Genomic DNA, 19,617 nt, shown 5'->3' on the forward strand with positions numbered 1-19,617 from the left:
GGGGGACCGGTTCAAGCGAGGTGGAGGGCCGAGACGGCGAGGTCGATGACCTTGATGGCGACGAAGGGCACGAGGACGCCGCCGAGCCCGTAAATCAGCAGGTTCCGGCGCAGCAGCGCGGCCGCACCGACGGCGCGATAGGTCACGCCGCGCAAGGCGAGCGGAATCAGCGCCACGATGATCAGCGCATTGAAGATGATCGCCGACAGGATTGCGCTTTGCGGCGAGGCGAGATGCATCACGTTGAGCGCCTGAAGCTGCGGATAGAGCCCGAGGAACATCGCCGGAATGATCGCGAAGTACTTCGCGACGTCGTTGGCGATGGAGAAGGTCGTCAGCGCACCGCGGGTCATCAGCAGCTGCTTGCCGATGCCGACGATCTCGATGAGCTTGGTCGGGTCGCTGTCGAGGTCGACCATGTTGCCGGCCTCGCGGGCCGCCACCGTGCCGGTGTTCATGGCGACGCCGACATCGGCCTGGGCCAAGGCCGGGGCGTCGTTGGTGCCGTCGCCGCACATGGCGACGAGCTTGCCGTCCGCCTGTTCCTTGCGGATCAGCGCGAGCTTGTCCTCCGGGGTGGCCTGGGCGAGGAAATCGTCGACGCCGGCCTCGGCGGCGATCGCCGCCGCGGTCATCGGGTTGTCGCCGGTGATCATCACCGTGCGGATGCCCATGCGGCGCAGCTCCGCGAAGCGCTCGCGGATGCCGCCCTTCACGATATCCTTCAGGTAGACCACGCCGAGCAGCTGCCCGTCGCGGGCCACCGCGAGCGGCGTGCCACCGGCCTTGGCGATCGTCTCGGCGATGGCCCGGATCTCGATTGCCGCCTGGCTCTCGGCCGCGCTCTGGAAGGCCAGCGCCGCATTGGAGCCGCGGCTCGGAACCGGCTGGCCGGAGAGCGAGGCGATCACCGCATCGACCGCGCCCTTGCGGATGGAGGCGCCGTCCAGATCGACGCCCGACATGCGCGACTGCGCGGTGAACGGCACGAAGGTGGCATTGAGCCCGGCCATGTCGCGGGCGCGGAGGCCGTATTTTTGCTTGGCGAGCACCACGATGGAGCGGCCCTCCGGCGTCTCGTCGGCGAGCGATGCGAGCTGCGCCGCGTCGGCCAAGTCCTGCTCAGAGACGCCCCGGACCGGGCGGAACTCGGTGGCCTGACGGTTGCCCAGCGTGATGGTGCCGGTCTTATCCAGCAGCAGGGTGTCGACGTCGCCCGCAGCCTCGACGGCGCGGCCCGACATGGCGAGCACGTTGAACCGCACCAGCCGGTCCATGCCGGCGATGCCGATCGCCGAGAGCAGGGCGCCGATCGTGGTCGGGATCAGCGTGACGAACAGGGCGACCAGCACGATCACCGGAATCGAACCACCGGCGTAACTCGCAAAACTCGGGATCGAGGCCACTGCGAAGACGAAGACGAGGGTCAGCCCGGCGAGCAGGATGTTGAGGGCGATCTCGTTCGGGGTCTTCTGCCGTGCGGCGCCCTCGACCAACGCGATCATGCGATCGACGAAGGTCGAGCCCGCGGCCGCGGTGATGCGGACCCTGATCTCATCGGAGAGAACCTGCGTGCCACCGGTCACCGCCGAGCGGTCGCCGCCGGATTCGCGGATCACCGGGGCGGATTCGCCCGTGATGGCGGCCTCGTTGACGGAGGCCACGCCCTGGATGACCTCGCCATCGGAGGGGATCAGGTCGCCGGCCTCGACCAGCACCACGTCGCCGACCTTGAGGCTCGTGCCAGGCACCATCTCGTAGGCCCGGCCGAGGGTCTTGAGGTCGCTGCCGGTGAGGCGCTTGGCCGTCATCTCGGTGCGGGTGCGCCGCAGGCTGTCGGCCTGGGCCTTGCCGCGGCCCTCGGCCAGCGCCTCGGCGAAGTTGGCGAAGATCAGGGTGAACCACAGCCACAGGATGATCTGGCCGGAGAAGGAGAGATCGCTGCCGCCGGTGGCGAGATCGCAGACGAACAGCACGGTGGTGAGGGCGGCCACGACCTCGACCACGAACATGACCGGGTTTCGGATCATGGCCCGGGGATCGAGTTTTCGGACGGAGCCGAGGAGGGCCGGCCCGATCAGGGCGGCGCTGAACAGGGAGGATGTCTGACGCGACATGGGGGGTGTCCGGAGGGAGGCGGGAGGCCCGGCGCGAAGCGCCGGGCGCTGTCGGGGTCAGGGGGCCAGCAGGCCGCTGGTCAGGGCGTAGGCCGCCAGCAGGGCGAAGCCGCCGAGCAGCACGACGCCGAGGAGCGCCAGCACGAGGTCCGAGGTCCGCACCGGCTGGGATTGGCTCCGCCGGGGCGGTGGCCGATGCAGCATGAGCCGGTGGCGCGGCATGCGCCGCGAGGGCAGGGCGCGCGGCATCTCAGCCCCCCGCCGCGAAGGTCTGGCCGGCCGACCCGGCGAGGTGCTCGACCACGGGGCCGAGCGCCAGGGACGGGAAGAAGGTCAAGCCGCCGATGATCAGGATCACGCCGACGAGCAGCCCGACGAACTGACCGCCATGGGTCGGGAGCGTCCCCGCCGAGGCCGGTACCCGCTTCTTGGCGGCGAGCGAGCCCGCGATGGCCAGCACCGGGATCTTCACGAAGAACCGGCCGACCAGCATGCCGATGGCCAGCGTGCTGTTGTAGAACAGCGTGTTGGCCGTCAGCCCGCCGAAGGCCGAGCCGTTATTGGCCGCCGCCGAGGTGTAGGCGTAGAGGATCTCGGTGAAGCCGTGCGGGCCGGCATTGGCCGGACCGGCGAGACCCGCCGGGATGACGGTGGCGAGCGCCGTGAAGCCCAGCATCATCAGCGGCAGGCAGAGGATGCCGAGCATGGCCATCTTCACCTCCTTCGCCTCGATCTTCTTGCCGAGGTATTCGGGGGTGCGGCCGACCATCAGGCCCGCCACGAAGATCGCCACGATGACGAAGATCAGCATTCCGTAGAGGCCGGCACCGACGCCACCGATGATGATCTCGCCGAGCTGCATGTTGAGCAGCGGGACCAGGCCGCCGAGCGCCGTGAACGAGTCGTGCATGGCGTTGACCGCGCCACAGGACGCCGCCGTGGTAATCACCGCGAACAACGCGGAGGCCGCGATGCCGAAGCGGGTCTCCTTGCCCTCCATGTTGCCGCCGGTCAGCCCGAAGCTGTTGAGCACGGAGCCGCCGTTGGCCTCGGCCCAGTAGGTGACGGCGACGCCGGCCACGAAGAGCAGGCCCATGGCACCGAGGATCGCCCAGCCCTGGCGCTCGTCGCCGACCATGCGGCCGAACACGTTGGTGAGCGCGGCGCCGATCACGAAGATCGAGACCATCTGGACGAAGTTCGACAGGGCGGTCGGATTCTCGAACGGGTGCGCGGCGTTGGCGTTGAAGAACCCGCCGCCGTTGGTGCCGAGCATCTTGATCGCCACCTGGCTCGCCACCGGGCCCAGCGCGATCGTCTGCTTGGCGCCCTCCAGGGTCGTCGCGTCCACGTAGGGCGAGAGCGTCTGCGGCATGCCCTGCCAGACCAGGAACAGCGTGTAGGGGACGCAGATCGGCAGCAGCACGTAGAGGGTCGCGCGGGTCACATCGACCCAGAACGAGCCGATCGTGCCCGTGGAGGCGCGCGCGAAACCACGGATCAGCGCCACCGCCACCGCCATGCCGGTCGCCGCCGACAGGAAGTTCTGGTGCGTCAGCCCCAGCATCTGCGACAGGTACGAGAGCGTGGTCTCGCCGCCGTAGGATTGCCAGTTGGTGTTGGTGATGAAGCTGGTCGACGTGTTGAACGCGAGGTCCGGTGCGACCGCGGCCTGATCGGCCGGGTTGAGCGGCAGGACCGCCTGCAGCCGCAGCATCGCGTAGAGCACCGCGAAACCCAGCACGTGGAACAGGATGACCGCGCCCATATAGGCGAGCCAGTGCTGCTCTTGGCGGGCATCGATGCCGGACACGCGGTAGAGCCCGCGCTCGACAGGGCCGAGCACGGGCGAAAGGAAGGTGCGCTCGCCGGTGAAGACGCGGGTCATGTACGACCCGAGGGGCTTCACGAGCGCCAGAACGACCGCGCAGTACAGCGCGATCTGGATCCAGCCGTTGAGAGTCATGGGAAAGGGTCCTGCGGGGCCGCTCAGAACCGCTCGGGGCGGACGAGGGCGTAGGTGAGGTAGACGAGGAGGCCGGCGGTCACGCAGGCGCCGAGGGCGAGGTCGAGGGTCATGGCGGCCTCCCTCAGAGCCGGTCGCAGAGGGCGGCGTAGCCGGCGGAGGCCGCGAAGAAAGCGAGACCGCCGGCGATGAAGACGATGTCGAGCATGGTGGTCGGGTCCGGTCCGGCGGACCGGCCGCGGAGGCTCCGCGGCCGGCCTTGGCCGTCCTGGAGAGTGCCCGGAAACCGCGTTAGGGTTCGAGCCACGACCGGGTGCGTCCATCTCAGGATCGCATAAGGATTTTCGGTTTTGGCTGGCGCGGGATGGGCGTCACGCGGTGCCGTCGAAGATCATCTAGATCGGTGCCCGACCGCGTAGCGCACGGTACACGACACAGACCGAAATCGGCCGATCGGTCATCCCACCCTCCCCCTCATCCTGAGGTGGCGGAGCGCAGCGGAGGCCTCGAAGGAGCCCTCCAGAAGGCGCTGCGATCCCCTGAGCCCTCCTTCGAGGCCCGCTGACGCGGGCACCTCAGATAAGGTGGAGGGTTGGATGCAACCGGGCACTGTCGAGTGCCGTGTGCGTAGCGATCGCGCGTGGCTTTCAGTCCTTGTTGTGACGCGCCCTCGTGCGCCGAATCGGTGTCCACTTCGGCGGAGAGCGCTCTCACCGGCCATGGCAGCACGATATCAATTCCCAGCGAGCCACCTCATCGATCACCTTGCCATGACATCATACATTGGATTAGTTCCAATCTGCGATGTCCGATTTCGAATCGTCTCCGGCCTGGCGCGCCCTCACTCCGGGACAGCAGTTGATGCTGCGCCGGTTGGACCGTGACGGTGCCCTGCCGTCGCCCAAGCCCTGGGAAATGCGGACCGTCCGGTCCCTCCTCGCGCGCGGTCTCGTGAGACCCCGGCGACCGGGCGACGAAACCGCTGGCCTCTGGTTCCTGAGCGCGAAGGGGAGCCGTATCCTGCCGCGGGGTCGGGACGATTCGGATTTGGTCCGCGTCCCGCTCTCGCCGACCCCGTGACCATGATGCGCCCCGTCCATACCGAGCGGCACCTGATCAACCGGATTGGCTGGCTGCGCGCCGCCGTCCTCGGCGCCAATGACGGACTCGTCTCGACGGCCAGCCTGATCGTCGGCGTCGCGGCTTCTGCCGCCGGTTCGGGCGAGGTGCTGGTTGCGGGCTGCGCCGGGCTCGTGGCCGGCGCGATGTCGATGGCGGCGGGCGAGTACGTATCGGTGAGTTCGCAGTCCGATACCGAGCGGGCCGACCTCGACCGGGAGCGCGGCGAGCTCGCGGACGATCCGGCGGCGGAACGGGAGGAACTCGCCCGGATCTACGTCGACCGGGGCCTCGACGTGACGCTGGCGCACCAGGTCGCGGATCAACTGATGGCGAAGGACGCGCTCGGCGCCCATGCCCGCGATGAACTCGGCATCTCGGACCTCACCGCGGCGCGCCCGGTCCAGGCGGCCCTGACCTCGGCGGCGACGTTCTCGGCGGGTGCGGCCATGCCGCTGTTCGTGGCGGCTGTGTCGCCCGGCCGGATCGCGGTTTTCACGGTCTCGGCGGCCTCGCTGCTGTTCCTGGCCGTGCTCGGCGCCCTCGGCGCCCGCGCCGGCGGCGCGCCGCTGGTCCGGGCCACGGCGCGCGTGACCTTCTGGGGCGCGCTCGCCATGGCGGTGACGGCCGGGATCGGCAGCCTTGTCGGCAAGGCCGTCTGACGCGGCAGGCAGGCCATACCCGTAGCCCCGACTCCCGGGGAGACAGGCAACCGCATGTGCACCCAGAAGTGATGGTGCGGCTTCACCCTCCGCTTGCACCGGCTTCCGGCCACGGCGATGGTCCGGGGCGGATCCGGCTCGGAGGAGGCCGGACCGGCACAGGGATCGCCATGGAACGCTGTCTGGGTGCCGTCGCGCTGCTCGCCGTCGCGTTATGGGGTAGCGCCGCGCAAGCCGAGGTGACGCGGCTGGAAATCACCGACCGGCAAGCCTACGGCGCGTTCGCGGCCGGGGAATACGTCCGGCTCGATGGAACGGTGCATGGCGAACTCGTGCCCGACGCCGACGGCATTCCCGACCTTGACAAGGCGGAGCGCACCAAGGGGGGCAAAGTCGCCTACGCGGCGCGCGTCATCCTGTTCATCCCGGCCGATCTCGCCGCCGGCAATGGCGCGCTGCTGGTCGACGTGCCGAACCGCGGGAACGCCTACGCCAACGCGCTCTACAACAGCCCGCGTACCCTCCCGATGCAGTCCGGCAACCTCGAACCCGGCACCGGCTTCCTGGAGGATCGCGGCTACGCCGTCGCGGAGGTCTTCTGGGAACTCGGCCGAGGCGCGGATCTGCCGGTCTTTACCGATCCGGAGGGTAAGCGGCGTTTCGTGGAGGGCGTCGGCTTCGCGATCGTGCGCGACACCGCGGATTTCCTCGCCCATGCGGCGGCCGATTCGACGGGAACGCGCAACCCCCTCGCCGGCGCGATCAACCGGACGATCGGCACCGGCAAGTCGCAGGATGGGCGGTTCCTCAAGACGTTCCTGCTGCACGGCTTCAACGTCGCGCGGGGCCGGCGCGTGTTCGACGGGATGCACGTCTTCGTCTCCGGCGCGGGCTTGCTGCCGATCCTCCAATCCGGCACCGGGCCGCATTCGAGCGGCGACAAGACCCCGAACTTCGCCGATCCGGACTATCCGGGCGTCAACGACGGGCCGCTCACGATCGGCGAGATCGTCCAAACCGTCGAGGCGCGCGGGGAAGTGCCGCCCAAGATGATGCTGCTCAACTCCACGGTCGATTACGCCTCGCTGCGCGCGTCGCTCGGCCGGACCGGGGCGCACGGCACCGCCGATCTGCCGCTGCCCGCCAACGTGCGGATGTACGATGTCGCCGGAGCGTCGCACGTCACCGTCCTGAAGGCGGATCGCTGCACGCGTCCGCCCGGCCGGCTCGACTGGGCCCCCGTGGCCCGGGCGACCCTTCAGCGGCTGGACGGATGGGTGGCGCGGAACGCACCGCCGCCTGCGACCCGGCTGATGCCGCTCCAGCCCGCGCCGGAGGATCCGACCGTCCTTCAAGCCCCGAAGGCGTTGCCGGACGCGGTCGTGCAGGTGCCGCAGCGTGATGCCGACGGAAACCCGATCGGCGGCGTGCGGATGCCGGACATAGCGGTGCCGCTGGGTGTCTATGGAGGCCAGAACGCGCCGCTCACCACGTTCACGTGCTCACTGGTGGGCGCCTACCAGCCCTTCGCCCCCACGCGCGACGCGAACGATACCGGCCTGCCGCCACTGGCCGAGCGGTACAGGTCCCAGCAGGACTACGTGACCCGCGTCGGCGTCGCCGCCCGCGCCGCGCAAGCCGAGGGCTTCCTGCTGCCCGGCGATGTCGCGGTGATCGTCAACGCCGCCGCCGAGACCCCGCTGTTCGGCAGCCCCGCGGAGACGGCACCACCCCGATGAGCGCGGCGCCTCAGCGCGCCGCGCCTCCGGTCGAGCCCGTCGCTTCACCCGCGCCGGACTTGATCGCCCAAAGTTCGGTCGGCAGGCTGATCGGCGCGCCGGGCTTGTAGTCGGCCGAATCCTGGATGTGCGAGGTCGTCACGTAGATCGTGCCGTCCGGCCCCTCGCTGAACGTATCGGGCCAGCGGAGCCGCGAATCCTGGACCAGGGTGGTGAGGCTCGACCCATTCTGCGAGAGGTCGCGGACCTTCACGGCATTGTCCTGCGGTGAGGTCACGTACATCCGGCCGTCCTTGCGGGCGATCAGCAGGCCGTCGGCCGGGCCGTTCTCGCCGACCGTGACGATCTTTCCGCTGAGCGTCCGGTCGCTCAGCATCTCGGGCACGAAGGACGCGGTGGCCCAGCCGGTGAGCGCATCCGTCGGCAGGCTGTAGAGCGTCTTGCCCTTGATCGCCTGCCAATACAGCGTCTTGCCGTCGGGCGAGAGGGCGATGCCGTCCGCCGAGAAGTTCACGCCGCGTCCGTCGGGTCGGCGCAGCGGCTTGCCGTCGTACTGAACGGTGACGCTCTTGTCCGGCATGGTCGAGGCGTGGCCGGACAGCACGCGCTTGGCCGAGCCGCTGTCGAGATCGACGACGATCAGCGCGCCCTCCGCGCCCGAATCGGTCAGGTAGGCGGTCTTCCCGTCCGGCGCGATGCGCACATCGTTGATGTAGGAGGCCTGCAGAACGGTGCTGGCGTCGAACGGGATGGTCTTCACCACCTGATTGGTCTTCAGGTCGATCCCGACGAGCTTGGGGCCGTCCTTGATGACGTGCGCCATCGCGGGGGCAGCCGCATCGACCACCCAGAGCCGATCCTGCTGGTCGGCCACGACGCTCTGGACACAGACGAAATGCGTCTTGGGGTCCACGGTGTCGGACTTCGCGTTGCGCCAGCCATTCCATTCCGCGTCCGGGAAGGGCACGGGCTTGCCGTCCTTCAGCTCGGCGACCGAGACGGGGGCATCCTCGCTCCACCGGGGGAAATTGACGAAGATGCGCCCGCCCTTGCTCACGGTGATGCCGGTGACCTGATGGTCGAAGCTCGCGACCTGGGTCAGCGTCCCTGATCCGGTGGGCTGCTCCTGGGCCGTGGCGGGTGCAGCCATCAGCGCCGCGCTGGAGAGCAACGCGAGGGCGAAGCCAGGTCGAGGTCCGGCGGGAAACTTCATGGCGTACGCTCCGAGGGTGTCCTCGGGCCAACGCGTCAGGGCAGGTCGGGGTCCCACGCATCCCGGGGCGACACACCATCGCTGACGATCGCCTTCAGAAACGGTTCGACGCGGCGTCGCCGGAGCGACACCGCGTCGATGGTTCTGACGAGACAGGCGCGGCGACTACGAGCAGCCGGTGGTGCCGCCGCAGGTGTCACACTTCAGGCAGGTGCCGTTCCGGACCAGCGTGAAGTTCGCGCATTCCGGGCAGGCCTCTCCGACATAACCCTTCATCTTCGCCTCGGCGCGGCGATCGGCGACGGTCCGCTCCGACTTGGCGAAGGGGAGGGTGTCGGCGATTGTCTCGGCCTGACCGGCGACAGCCGGCTCGGCCTTCAGCGCCGTGCTGCCGCGGATCGCGTGGACGATCCCGCCGGCCGGAGCGGTCTGGCCGGCGTTCGGGGCACCGACACCCAGGCTTCCACCGCCCGGGCCGCCCTGGATCAGGGTCAGACGGTCGGCCGAGCCGCGGAGCAGGCCGCGGGAGACGACCGAGGAGGCTGCGGCGGGCTTGGGACCCTCGCGGGTCGTATCGCCGCTCTCGCCGCCGCCGATCACCGTTCCGCCGATCTCGGCGGGGCTGACATGGGCGAGGTCGGCGCGGCCGAGATACGAGACCGCCAGCTCGCGGAACACGTAGTCGAGGAGCGAGGTCGCGTTCTTGATCGCGTCGTTGCCCTGCACGAAGCCCGCCGGCTCGAACCTCGTGAAGGTGAAGGCCTCCACGTACTCCTCCAGCGGCACGCCGTACTGGAGACCGAGCGAGATCGCGATGGCGAAGTTGTTCATCAGGCTCCGGAAGGTCGCGCCCTCCTTGTGCATGTCGATGAAGATCTCGCCGAGGCGGCCGTCGTCGTACTCGCCGGTGCGCAGGTAGACCTTGTGGCCGCCCACCACCGCTTTCTGGGTGTAGCCTTTCCGGCGGGTCGGCAGCTTCTCGCGGGAGCGGATCCGCTCCACGCGCTCGATCACCCGCTCGACGATCTTTTCCGCCACCGCGGCGGCCTTGGCGGCGGCCGGCGCCTGGATCAGGGCCTCGAGCGCGTCATCGGCCTCGTCGTCCTCATCCGCAATGAGGGCCGAGTTCAGCGGCTGCGACAGCTTGGAGCCGTCGCGGTAGAGGGCGTTCGCCTTGAGCGCGAGGCGCCAGGACAGCAGATAGGCCGCCTTGCAATCCTCGACCGTGGCATCGTTCGGCATGTTGATGGTCTTGGAGATCGCCCCCGAGATGAAGGGCTGCGCCGCCGCCATCATGCGGATGTGGCTCTCCACCGAAAGGTAGCGCTTGCCGATCCGGCCACACGGATTGGCGCAGTCGAACACCGGGTAGTGCTCGAGCTTGAGGAAGGGCGCGCCCTCCAGCGTCATCGCCCCGCAGATATGGGTGTTGGCGGCCTCGATCTCCTTCTTCGAGAAACCGAGGAAGGGGAGCAGCTCGAAGGTCGGGTCCGACAGCTTTTCCGCGTGGACCTTCAGGGTCTGGATGAGGAAATCGTCGCCCAGCGTCCAGCGGTTGAACACGAACTTGATGTCGAAGGCCGACTTCAGGCCCTTCTCAACAGCCGTGATCTTCTCGTCCGAAAAACCCTTGGCGCGCAGAGTCGTCGGGTTGATGCCCGGCGCCTGACCCATCGAGCCGTGACCGACCGCGTAGGCCTCGATCTCGGCGATCTCGGATTCGCGGTAGCCCAAAGCCCGCAGGGCATCCGGCGCGGCCTGGTTGATGATCTTGAAGTAGCCGCCGCCGGCCAGCTTCTTGAACTTCACCAGGGCGAAGTCGGGCTCGATGCCGGTGGTGTCGCAATCCATCACGAGGCCGATCGTGCCGGTCGGCGCGATCACGGTGGCCTGTGCGTTGCGGAAGCCGTGCTCCTCGCCGAGCTTCAGCGCCCGGTCCCAGGCGGCGCGGGCACGGTCGCCGAGATCCGCCTGTGGGATGTTGGCGTGGTCGAGCCCGACCGGGGCGACGTTCAGGAACTCGTAGCCCTCGTTTTCGCCGTAGGCTGCCCGGCGATGGTTGCGGATGACCCGCAGCATCGCGTCGGCATTCTCGTCATAGGCCGCGAAGGTCCCGAGTTCCGCCGCCATCTCGGCCGAGGTGGCGTAGGCGACGCCGGTCATGATCGCGGTGAGCGCGCCGGCCAGTGCCCGGCCCGCGTCCGAATCGTAGGGCAGGCCCATGGTCATTAGCAGGCCGCCGATATTCGCGTAGCCGAGGCCGAGCGTCCGGTACCGATAGGAGAGTTCCGCGATCTCCTTCGACGGGAACTGCGCCATCATCACCGAGATCTCGAGCACCACCGTCCAGAGGCGGTTGAGGTGCTCGAACGCATCGACATCGAAGCGCTTGGTCTCGCGATCATACATCGTCAGCAGGTTCGCCGAGGCGAGATTGCAGGCGGTGTCGTCGAGGAACATGTACTCGGAGCACGGGTTCGAGGCCCGGATCCGCCCGCCCGCCGGGCAGGTGTGCCAGTCGTTCATCGTGGTGTTGAAGTGCAGGCCCGGATCCGCCGAAGCCCAGGCGGCCTCGCCGATCTTCTCCCACAGCTCACGCGCCGGCAGCGTCTTGGTGGCCTTCCCGGTGGTGCGTGCCTGGAGGGTCCAGTCGGCATCCGCCTCGACGGCGCGCAGGAAGTCGTCGGTCAGCGAGACCGAGTTGTTGGAGTTCTGGCCGGCGACCGTGAGGTAGGCCTCGGAATCCCAATCGGTGTCGTAGACGGGGAAGTCGATCTTGGTGAAGCCCTGCCGGGCGAATTGCACGACGCGCTTGATGTAGGAATCCGGCACCGAGGCCCGGCGGGCGGCCTTGATCTCACGCTTGAGGGCCGGGTTGCGCTCCGGATCGAAGCAGGCGTCGCCTTCGGCCTCGCACTGCGTGCAAGCCTTCATCACCAGGTTCAGGTGCTTGGCGACCACCTTCGAGCCGGTCACCAGGGCGGCGACCTTCTGCTCCTCCTTGACCTTCCAGTCGATGAAGGACTCGATATCGGGGTGATCGATGTCGACGATGACCATCTTGGCGGCGCGCCGCGTGGTGCCGCCCGACTTGATCGCGCCGGCCGCCCGGTCGCCGATCTTCAGGAAGCTCATCAGGCCGGACGACTTGCCGCCGCCGCCGAGTTTCTCGTTCTCGCCGCGCAGCATCGAGAAGTTGGAGCCGGTGCCGGAGCCGTACTTGAACAGGCGCGCCTCACGCACCCACAGGTCCATGATGCCGCCCTCGTTGACGAGGTCGTCCTGGACCGACTGGATGAAGCAGGCATGCGGCTGCGGATGCTCGTAGGCCGAGGCCGACTTGGTCAGCACGCCGGTCTGCGGGTCGCAGTAATAGTGGCCCTGGCTCGGGCCATCGATGCCGTAGGCCCAGTGCAGGCCGGTGTTGAACCATTGCGGCGAGTTCGGCGCCACCATCTGGCGGGCGAACATGAAGCGCAGCTCGTCCATGAACGCGGAGGCATCGTCCTCCGACGAGAAGTAGCCGCCCTTCCAGCCCCAGTAGGTCCAGCAACCGGCGAGCCGGTCGAACACCTGCGTGGCGGAGGATTCAGATACGAAGCGCTCGTCCTCCGGCAGCTCGGCGAGGGCCGCATCGTCCGGCACCGAACGCCACAGGAGCGACGGGACCGCATTCTCCTCGACCTTGCGCAGCCGCGCCGGCACACCCGCCTTGCGGAAGTACTTCTGCGCGAGCACGTCGCTCGCCACCTGGCTCCAGCTCTCCGGCACGTCGATGCCGTCGAGGCGGAAGACCACCGAGCCGTCCGGGTTGCGGATCTCGCTCAGCGCCTTGCGAAACGTGATGCTGGCATAGGGCGATTGTCCGGCCGTTGTGTAGCGACGCTCGAACCGCATGAAACACACCTCTCCCGACGGGACACGAAGGCCCCGGCCCCGCACGAAGCGGGGTCTATTCCCGATAGTGGGATGCGCAGCCGGCCACGCCCATAGGTTGAGCGGACCCCGGCCACGCATACGAAATCTTGGAACGGCCGCCCCTGCTGCACACGCTACACCGGTGCGCGACCGATACAGCGAGAATACCGCTTCCTCGGCTCTCACGTCAACAAGTGGTGTCCTGCGGCACAGTTCCACGCTAGATGTTGTGCCGGCTCGGAGAATCCTGTGGATATCGTTTGGGGCCTGCGTAAGTGTCGTTCCAGCTTCCGAGATTCGGTTCGGGAATATTTTGGATTCACAGCGTCACGGGCCTGTGATTTCAGGGCTCCTGCGCAAACCGTCCATTGACGCTGCCACGCAGCGACACATCCGACGGCGCGCTGGACTCACGCGCGCGCGGTCACCATAACGGCGCCAGACAGCGTCCGTGCGGCGCGAGACGATTCCGGGACCGGCGATGGCGCTGAAGGACACTTTGCTGCGCGTCTTCACGTGGTGGAACGGCCAGACCGTTTCCCTCGCGCTCCAGACCGCGCGCACCGGCATCTTCGTCGGCGAGGACGATTTCGGGAACAAATACTATAAGGCGGAGGGGGCGCTGATCGACCGCTCCGTCGGCTCCGAGCGCCGGTGGGTGGTCTATAACGGCTACGCCGATGCCTCGAAGGTGCCGCCCGGCTGGCGCGGCTGGCTCTGCCACAACGTCGACGTCGCGCCGAGCGAGGAGAATTACCAACCTCGCGCATGGCAGCAGCCCCACATGGAGAACCAGACCGGCACGCCGAACGCCTATCGGCCGCAGGGCTCGCAGCTCTCCTGGGGCCAGCGCCCGGCGGCGACCGGCGATTACGTGTCCTGGACCCCGGGCGAATAACCGCCATCGCAGGGCGGCTCAGGCGCCCTTTTGCCGCCACCGTTCCGGTGTTGATGGCGGACTACTCGACATGTCCGCCGCGCATCCATCGGCGCGGCCGGCCTCCCTCGCCACGGGATCCGCGCCTTGAGCCGCATCATCGCCCTCGCACGCTCGGTGCTTGCCCCGAGCCTCGCGCTCGCCGTTCTGGCCGGGCCGGCTGCGGCCGATAAGATCAAGAACCCGACCGCGGTGTTCTCCGGCCTCGACAAGATCACCGGCCGGATCGTGTCGTTCGAGGTTGCGGTCGACGAGACCGTGCAGTTCGGCGCCCTGCAGCTGACCCCGCGGGTCTGCTACACGCGACCGCCGACCGAGAGCCCCAAGACCACGGCCTTCCTCGAGGTCGACGAGGTCACCCTCGACAACAAGTATCGCCGGATCTTCACCGGCTGGATGTTCGCGTCGAGCCCCGGGCTGCACGCGATCGAACACCCGATCTACGATGTCTGGCTGGTCGACTGCAAAGGCGGCGCCGACGTGATCGCCGAGGCAAAGGAGCAGGAGGACGTTCCCGCCGTCGCGGCCAAACCGGAGAAGACCAAGCGCGCGGGCAAGGACAGCACCAAGACCGCCCAGCAGCTCAACGCTGCCGGCCAGGTCGATGTCGAGGCGCCGCGCGGCGTGCCGGTTCAGCCCCGTCAGAAGCCCTCGCGCAAGTTTTTCCCGTCGAACGAGGGTCCGGCGCCGGCCCCGCCGCCGCCTCCGCAGCAGCCGCAGAACCTGTTCGACGCGCTGTTCCGCTGAGCGAGCCGCACCCGCTTAAGCGTCGTGCCTGATCGCGTTGCAATCGTGCGCGGCTCCAAGCTCGTGTTGTGACGCGCTCTCCAGCGCCGAACCGGTGTCCACTGCGACGGAGAGCGCTCTAAGCGTCGCCCTGGTCGCCCAGCGCCTCCAGAACCCGCGCCCCCGTCACCGAGCCGTCCCCCGGCCAGACGTTCCAGTCGGCGACCTCGTCCAGCGCTGCGGCGAGGCGGCGCTTGTAGACATGCCGCGGCAGTTCCTCCGCGCCGAATTGCGCGAGGTGATCGGTGACGAACTGGGTGTCGGCGAGCCGGTAATGCCCGGCGCGCAGGCGGCCCATGAGATGCACCAGCGCGACCTTCGAGGCGTCGCGAACCTCGTGGAACATGCTCTCGCCGAAGAAGGCCGCCCCGAGCGAAACGCCGTAGAGGCCACCGACCAGCCGCCGGTCGTCGCCGGCATAGACCTCGACCGTGTGGACGTGGCCGACATCGAACAGCGCCCCGTAAAGCTCCCGGATGCGGCCGTTGATCCACGTCCGCTCGCTGTCGCGGCGGGGGGCGGCGCAGCCGTCGATGATGCCGTTGAAATCCGTATCGCACCGCACCTCGAACTGGTCGGACCGCACCGTCCGGGCGAGGCGCTTGGGAACGCGGAACGCGTCCAGGGGCAGCACGCCGCGGGCCTTCGGCTCGACCCAGTAGAGGGTCGGGTCGTGCGCATCCTCGGCCATCGGAAAGATGCCCGCCGCGTAGGCCTTCAGCAGGATCTCGGGGGTGATGTCCACGCGGTGGCTGTCGTGCATGGCCTGAATGTCGCGCGTGTCCGACGCGAAGACCAGAGGGGACCGGATGCCGCGGTCGCCGCAGCTCGGTCAGACCTTCATGCCACCGTCTTCGAGGAAATGCTCCAGCCAGTGGATGTCATACTGGCCGTTCTGCACGTCCGGGTTGCGGACCAGGGTCCGGAACAGGGGTAGCGTCGTATCGATGCCGTCGATGACGAACTCGTCGAGCGCCCGGCGCAGACGCATCAGGCATTCGTTGCGGGTCCGGCCGTGCACGATCAGCTTGCCGATCAGCGAATCGTAATTCGGCGGGATCCGGTAGCCCTGGAAGGCTGCGGAATCGACGCGGACGCCCAGCCCACCGGGCGTGTGGTAATGGGTGATTTCGCCCGGCGAGGGCCGGAAGGTCTCCGGATGCTCGGCGTTGATCCGGCACTCGATGGCGTGGCCCTCGACCTTGATGTCGGACTGGCTGACCGACAGGGCGCCGCCCGACGCGACCTGGATCTGCTCGATCACCAGATCGATCCCTGTGATCATCTCGGTGACCGGATGCTCGACCTGGATGCGGGTGTTCATCTCGATGAAGTAGAACTTGCCGTCCTCGTACAGGAACTCGACGGTGCCGGCGCCGAGATAGCCGAGTTCCTTCATGGCGTTGGCGCAGATGCCGCCGATCTCGGCGCGCATCGATTCGTTGAGGGCGGGCGAGCCGCCTTCCTCCCAGACCTTCTGGTGGCGGCGCTGGAGCGAGCAGTCGCGCTCGGCGAGGTGCACGGCACCGCCGCGGCCGTCGCCCAGGACCTGCACCTCGATGTGCCGAGGCTTCTCGAGGTACTTCTCGAGATAGACCGCGTCGTCGCCGAAGGCGGCCTTCGCCTCGGATTTGGCCATGCCGATCGCCTGCTCCAGGTCGGCCTCGGTGCGCGCGACCTTCATGCCGCGCCCGCCGCCGCCCGCCGCCGCCTTGACCAGAACCGGGTAGCCGATCCCGGCGGCGATCCGCTTGGCGGTATCGATATCCTCGACGCCGCCATCGGAGCCCGGCACGCAGGGGATGCCGAGCTTCAGCGCCGTGCGCTTGGCCTCGATCTTGTCGCCCATGGTGCGGATGTGCTGCGCCTTCGGGCCGATGAAGCCGATCTGATGGTGCGCCAGCACATCGGCGAAGCGGGCATTCTCAGACAGGAAGCCGTAACCGGGATGGACCGCGTCCGCCCCGGTGATCTCGCAGGCCGCGATGATCGACGGGATGTTCAGGTAGCTGTCACGCGCCGCCGGCGGCCCGATGCAGACGCTCTCGTCGGCGAGCCGGACGTGCATGGCGTCGGCATCCGCCGTGGAATGGACCGCCACGGTGGCGATCCCGAGTTCCTTTGCCGCCCGCAGGATGCGCAGGGCGATCTCACCCCGGTTCGCGATCAGGATCTTGTCGAACATCGGACCCGTTAGGGCGTCCTGGCGATACCGAACCGCACAGGAGGCTCTATCCTCTGGTTAAGCGGCGTCGTGCCGACGGACAGCCTAGAGTCATGCCCGATCGCGTAGCAATCGTGCGCGGCTCTAACCCCTTGTTGTGACGCGCTCTCTTGCGCCGAACCGGTGTCCCCTGCGTCGGAGAGCGCTTTAGCTGATGACGAGCAGGGCCTCGCCGAACTCGACCGGCTGTCCGTCCTCGACGAAGATGGCGCTGATCGTGCCGGCACGGGGTGCCACGATCTCATTGAAGGTCTTCATCGCCTCGATCAGCAACAGCTTGTCGCCGACCTCGACCTTCGCGCCGACATCCACGAACGCCTTGGCGTCGGGGGAGGGCCGCAGATAGGCGGTCCCGACCATTGGCGAGGGCACGGTGCCGGCCTGCGTCCGCGGCGGCTCGGCTGGAGCCAGCGCCGAAGGTGCCGACTGGGCCGGAGGCGCAGCGAAGGCGGCCACGGGCGCACCCGCCGCGACCTGAACGCTCACAGGTTCGAGCCGGCGCACGACGCGGATGCGCAGGTCGCCCTTCTCGACCTCGATCTCGGAGAGGCCCGTCTCGGTGACGAGGTTTGCAAGCTCGCGCACGAGCTCGGGATCGATGGCGTCGTTCTTTGGCATCCGGCCTACTTCGTATCGCGGCGCGTCGGTCCGTCCATCGAGTCGGCGGCGGAAGACGGCCCTGCGGCTGGCGGCTCTTAGACGAAGGCGGTGCGGCGCGACAAGGCCGCCCCCCCCTTTGCTACGGGCCACTGAAAGGCCCGTTCCCTCAGCAGGAAGCGTGGCCGCACTGACGGACGTCGGCGATGGTCTTGCGGATCGGATCGACGCCGACCGCGCCGGGGATCACCTCGTCGCCGATGATGAAGGCCGGCGTGCCCGACAGGCCGAGCCGGTCACCGAGGCCGCGGTTCTCGCTGAGCGCCGCCTTCACCTCGGGGGAGGCCATGTCCTTCTGCAGCTTGGCGATGTCGACGCCCATATCCTTGGCGACCTGGATCGCCCGGGCTCCGTTCACGCGGCCCTTGGTTTCCAGCAGCTTCTGATGGAATTCGAACAGCTTATCGCCCTTCAGCTGCTGGCGAACTGCGACGGCGGCCTGGCTGGCCTCCAGCGATTCCGGGCCGAGCACCGGGAAATCCTTGATCACGACCCGCAGCTTAGGATCGGACTTGATCAGCGCCTGGACGTCGCCCAGGGCCTTGCGGCAGTAGCCGCAATTGTAATCGAAGAACTCGACCATCGTGACGTCGCCCGACGGATTGCCGGCCACGACATCGTGCGGGCCGTTCAGGAGCGCGTCGCGCGATTCCTTGAGGGCGGCGGCCTGGGCGAGACGCTGCGTCTCGGCCTGCTGCTTCTCGGCCTCGGCCATCGCCTCCTGCAGCACCTCGGGGTGCTTGACGAGGTAATCCTTCACGATCGCCTCGATCCCGGCACGCTGCGCGTCCGTGAACGGGGAGGCGGCGGGCGCCCCGGCAGTCTGCGCGAGGGCAGGAACGGCGACGAGGCCGAGCGCCAGGGCCAGCGCGGGCAGGGGGCGGATGAACGGCATGGATCCTCGCTTGCGGGGCAAGCCGGCCCGCACTGAGCGCGAGCGGTAGGCGCTGGGTTTGGCGTTTTCACGGCATTGGGTCAATCGGATGCGCGTGTCACGAATCGGTTCCGCGCGAGCAGTGCCGCCGCACCGCGCGGTTGAGGCCTCCCGGGTGGCGAACTACGCTCGCGGGCCTCGCCGGATGGCCCCGGCCGTGCCGCCGCATCCGGCGCAGAGAAGGATCCCATGACCCCGATCTCCAGACGCGCCGCCGCCGTCCAGCCGTTCCTCGCCATGGACGTGATGGCCGCCGCCGCCGCCAAGGCGCGGGCCGGTGCCGACGTGGTGCGGATGGAGGTCGGCCAGCCCTCGGCCCCGGCCCCGCGCGCGGTGATCGCGGCGGCGCAGAATGCTCTGGCGACCGGGCGCGTCCCCTACACCGAGGCTCTCGGCCTGCCGGCTTTGCGCGCGCGCATCGCCCGGGACTACGCCGAGCGTCACGGCGTCTCGGTGCCGCCGGAGCGGGTGGTGATCACCACGGGGTCGTCGGCGGGCTTCGTGCTGGCCTTCATGAGCCTGTTCGATGCCGGCGCACGTGTCGCCGTGCCGCAGCCGGGCTATCCGGCCTATCGCAACATCCTGGCCGCCCTCGACCTCGTGCCCGCCCCGATGGTCCTGCGCGCGGAGGACCGGTTCGCTCCGACCGCCGCGCTCCTGCGCGAGACCCACGCCCGGGCACCGATCTCTGGCGCGCTGGTGATGAGCCCCGCCAACCCCTCCGGCACCGTCATCACGGACGCGGCCCTGCGGGACCTCTGCACCGCGACCCGCAGCCTCGGCCTGCCGCTGATCTCGGATGAGATCTATCACGGCCTCAGCTACGGCCTGCCCACCGTGACGGCTCTGCGCTTCGACCCCGACGCGGTCGTGATCAACTCCTTCTCGAAGTACCATTGCATGACCGGCTGGCGTGTCGGCTGGATGGTGGTGCCGGAAGCCCTGGTCCGCCCGATCGAGCGGCTGGCGCAGAACCTCTACATCTCGGCGCCCTACCTGTCGCAGATCGGGGCGCTGGCAGCCTTCGACGCGACCGAGGAACTCGACGCCGTCCGCGACGGCTATGCGCGCAACCGCGCCATCCTGCTCGACGCGCTGCCGGGCCTCGGCCTCGGGCGCGTGCACCCGGCCGATGGCGCCTTCTACCTCTACGCGGACGTGGCGAAGCTCACCAACGACGCTGCGGATTTCTGCCGGCGGATGCTCGACGAGGCCCATGTCGCGGCGACGCCGGGCCTCGACTTCGACCCGGATCTCGGCAGCCACCACGTCCGGTTCTCGTTCGCGGGCTCGGAAGCCGAGTGCCACGAAGCCGTAGCCCGGCTTCGGCGCTGGCTCGGCTGAC

The 19,617-nt window shown here is 68.6% G+C and carries 16 protein-coding genes; 5 read left to right on the forward strand and 11 right to left on the reverse strand.

Annotation, left to right across the window (positions count from 1 at the left end; translation table 11 throughout):
- Window positions 1-11: 11 nt before the first annotated feature.
- Genes kdpB through OXS27_RS05180 form a run of 5 tightly spaced genes read right to left on the reverse strand, consistent with a single transcriptional unit; the run spans window position 12 to window position 4,390 of the window.
- Complete coding sequence (kdpB, locus tag OXS27_RS05160; protein ID WP_267354706.1) at window positions 12-2,117, reverse strand: potassium-transporting ATPase subunit KdpB; 2,106 nt, start codon at window positions 2,115-2,117, stop codon at window positions 12-14.
- 57 nt (window positions 2,118-2,174) lie between these two features.
- Window positions 2,175-2,366 carry a hypothetical protein gene (locus OXS27_RS05165; RefSeq protein ID WP_243920978.1) on the reverse strand — a complete coding sequence of 64 codons (192 nt, stop codon included), beginning with the start codon at window positions 2,364-2,366 and terminating at the stop codon, window positions 2,175-2,177.
- Between the two features lies 1 nt (window position 2,367).
- Complete coding sequence (gene kdpA / locus OXS27_RS05170) at window positions 2,368-4,083, reverse strand: potassium-transporting ATPase subunit KdpA (protein WP_267354708.1); 1,716 nt, start codon at window positions 4,081-4,083, stop codon at window positions 2,368-2,370.
- Between the two features lie 23 nt (window positions 4,084-4,106).
- Complete coding sequence (locus OXS27_RS05175; RefSeq protein WP_020091582.1) at window positions 4,107-4,196, reverse strand: K(+)-transporting ATPase subunit F; 90 nt, start codon at window positions 4,194-4,196, stop codon at window positions 4,107-4,109.
- Between the two features lie 11 nt (window positions 4,197-4,207).
- Window positions 4,208-4,390, reverse strand: a complete 183-nt coding sequence (locus OXS27_RS05180; protein WP_267354718.1) for a hypothetical protein — start codon at window positions 4,388-4,390, stop codon at window positions 4,208-4,210.
- Window positions 4,391-5,168: 778 nt separating this feature from the next.
- Between OXS27_RS05180 and OXS27_RS05185 the strand changes: the two genes are divergently transcribed.
- Entirely contained in the window at window positions 5,169-5,864 is a 696-nt protein-coding gene (locus tag OXS27_RS05185) for a VIT family protein (protein WP_243921349.1), read from the forward strand.
- A gap of 170 nt (window positions 5,865-6,034) precedes the next feature.
- Window positions 6,035-7,603, forward strand: coding sequence for an alpha/beta hydrolase domain-containing protein (locus OXS27_RS05190; RefSeq protein WP_267354720.1), 1,569 nt, complete (start codon window positions 6,035-6,037; stop codon window positions 7,601-7,603).
- A 10-nt stretch (window positions 7,604-7,613) separates the two neighbouring features.
- Here the strand turns inward: OXS27_RS05190 and OXS27_RS05195 are convergent, their stop codons facing one another.
- Together OXS27_RS05195 and OXS27_RS05200 are read right to left on the reverse strand one after the other, a co-directional pair.
- Window positions 7,614-8,816 carry an L-dopachrome tautomerase-related protein gene (locus OXS27_RS05195; protein WP_267354722.1) on the reverse strand — a complete coding sequence of 401 codons (1,203 nt, stop codon included), beginning with the start codon at window positions 8,814-8,816 and terminating at the stop codon, window positions 7,614-7,616.
- 165 nt (window positions 8,817-8,981) lie between these two features.
- Window positions 8,982-12,713 (reverse strand): vitamin B12-dependent ribonucleotide reductase, encoded by a 3,732-nt coding sequence (locus OXS27_RS05200; protein WP_267354724.1) that lies wholly within the window; start codon window positions 12,711-12,713, stop codon window positions 8,982-8,984.
- Window positions 12,714-13,215: 502 nt separating this feature from the next.
- Between OXS27_RS05200 and OXS27_RS05205 the strand changes: the two genes are divergently transcribed.
- Both OXS27_RS05205 and OXS27_RS05210 read left to right on the forward strand, forming a co-directional pair.
- Window positions 13,216-13,632: an NADH:ubiquinone oxidoreductase subunit NDUFA12 gene (locus OXS27_RS05205; RefSeq protein ID WP_243921347.1), complete on the forward strand. Its 417-nt coding sequence runs from the start codon at window positions 13,216-13,218 to the stop codon at window positions 13,630-13,632.
- A 126-nt stretch (window positions 13,633-13,758) separates the two neighbouring features.
- A complete protein-coding gene (locus OXS27_RS05210; protein ID WP_267354726.1) occupies window positions 13,759-14,418 on the forward strand; it encodes a DUF2155 domain-containing protein in 660 nt (219 codons plus the stop codon).
- A gap of 118 nt (window positions 14,419-14,536) precedes the next feature.
- On the opposite strand, the gene aat is transcribed toward OXS27_RS05210, so the two are convergent.
- The 4 genes from aat to OXS27_RS05230 all read right to left on the reverse strand — a co-directional run bounded on the left by aat (window position 14,537) and on the right by OXS27_RS05230 (window position 18,233).
- Window positions 14,537-15,220, reverse strand: coding sequence for a leucyl/phenylalanyl-tRNA--protein transferase (aat, locus tag OXS27_RS05215; RefSeq protein ID WP_243920965.1), 684 nt, complete (start codon window positions 15,218-15,220; stop codon window positions 14,537-14,539).
- A gap of 69 nt (window positions 15,221-15,289) precedes the next feature.
- The gene (gene accC / locus OXS27_RS05220) at window positions 15,290-16,642 is read right to left on the reverse strand and encodes an acetyl-CoA carboxylase biotin carboxylase subunit (RefSeq protein WP_267354729.1); all 1,353 of its coding nucleotides are present in this window, start codon (window positions 16,640-16,642) and stop codon (window positions 15,290-15,292) included.
- 186 nt (window positions 16,643-16,828) lie between these two features.
- Entirely contained in the window at window positions 16,829-17,299 is a 471-nt protein-coding gene (gene accB, locus OXS27_RS05225) for an acetyl-CoA carboxylase biotin carboxyl carrier protein (protein WP_243920962.1), read from the reverse strand.
- A 148-nt stretch (window positions 17,300-17,447) separates the two neighbouring features.
- Window positions 17,448-18,233, reverse strand: a complete 786-nt coding sequence (locus OXS27_RS05230) for a DsbA family protein (protein WP_267354732.1) — start codon at window positions 18,231-18,233, stop codon at window positions 17,448-17,450.
- Between the two features lie 228 nt (window positions 18,234-18,461).
- Between OXS27_RS05230 and OXS27_RS05235 the strand changes: the two genes are divergently transcribed.
- A complete protein-coding gene (locus tag OXS27_RS05235) occupies window positions 18,462-19,616 on the forward strand; it encodes an aminotransferase class I/II-fold pyridoxal phosphate-dependent enzyme (RefSeq protein ID WP_267354734.1) in 1,155 nt (384 codons plus the stop codon).
- Window position 19,617: the final 1 nt, after the last annotated feature.

Origin of the sequence: Methylobacterium sp. GC_Met_3, from assembly GCF_026540775.1 — a bacterium.
GTDB lineage: Bacteria > Pseudomonadota > Alphaproteobacteria > Rhizobiales > Beijerinckiaceae > Methylobacterium.

Bases quoted from the DNA above. Each gene is read 5' to 3' on its own strand.
- kdpB (WP_267354706.1), bottom strand. From the start codon at position 2,117: ATGTCGCGTCAGACATCCTCCCTGTTCAGCGCCGCCCTGATCGGGCCG.
- OXS27_RS05165 (WP_243920978.1), bottom strand. From the start codon at position 2,366: ATGCCGCGCGCCCTGCCCTCGCGGCGCATGCCGCGCCACCGGCTCATG.
- kdpA (WP_267354708.1), bottom strand. From the start codon at position 4,083: ATGACTCTCAACGGCTGGATCCAGATCGCGCTGTACTGCGCGGTCGTT.
- OXS27_RS05175 (WP_020091582.1), bottom strand. From the start codon at position 4,196: ATGACCCTCGACCTCGCCCTCGGCGCCTGCGTGACCGCCGGCCTCCTC.
- OXS27_RS05185 (WP_243921349.1), top strand. From the start codon at position 5,169: ATGCGCCCCGTCCATACCGAGCGGCACCTGATCAACCGGATTGGCTGG.
- OXS27_RS05190 (WP_267354720.1), top strand. From the start codon at position 6,035: ATGGAACGCTGTCTGGGTGCCGTCGCGCTGCTCGCCGTCGCGTTATGG.
- OXS27_RS05195 (WP_267354722.1), bottom strand. From the start codon at position 8,816: ATGAAGTTTCCCGCCGGACCTCGACCTGGCTTCGCCCTCGCGTTGCTC.
- OXS27_RS05200 (WP_267354724.1), bottom strand. From the start codon at position 12,713: ATGCGGTTCGAGCGTCGCTACACAACGGCCGGACAATCGCCCTATGCC.
- OXS27_RS05205 (WP_243921347.1), top strand. From the start codon at position 13,216: ATGGCGCTGAAGGACACTTTGCTGCGCGTCTTCACGTGGTGGAACGGC.
- aat (WP_243920965.1), bottom strand. From the start codon at position 15,220: ATGCACGACAGCCACCGCGTGGACATCACCCCCGAGATCCTGCTGAAG.
- accC (WP_267354729.1), bottom strand. From the start codon at position 16,642: ATGTTCGACAAGATCCTGATCGCGAACCGGGGTGAGATCGCCCTGCGC.
- accB (WP_243920962.1), bottom strand. From the start codon at position 17,299: ATGCCAAAGAACGACGCCATCGATCCCGAGCTCGTGCGCGAGCTTGCA.
- OXS27_RS05230 (WP_267354732.1), bottom strand. From the start codon at position 18,233: ATGCCGTTCATCCGCCCCCTGCCCGCGCTGGCCCTGGCGCTCGGCCTC.
- OXS27_RS05235 (WP_267354734.1), top strand. From the start codon at position 18,462: ATGACCCCGATCTCCAGACGCGCCGCCGCCGTCCAGCCGTTCCTCGCC.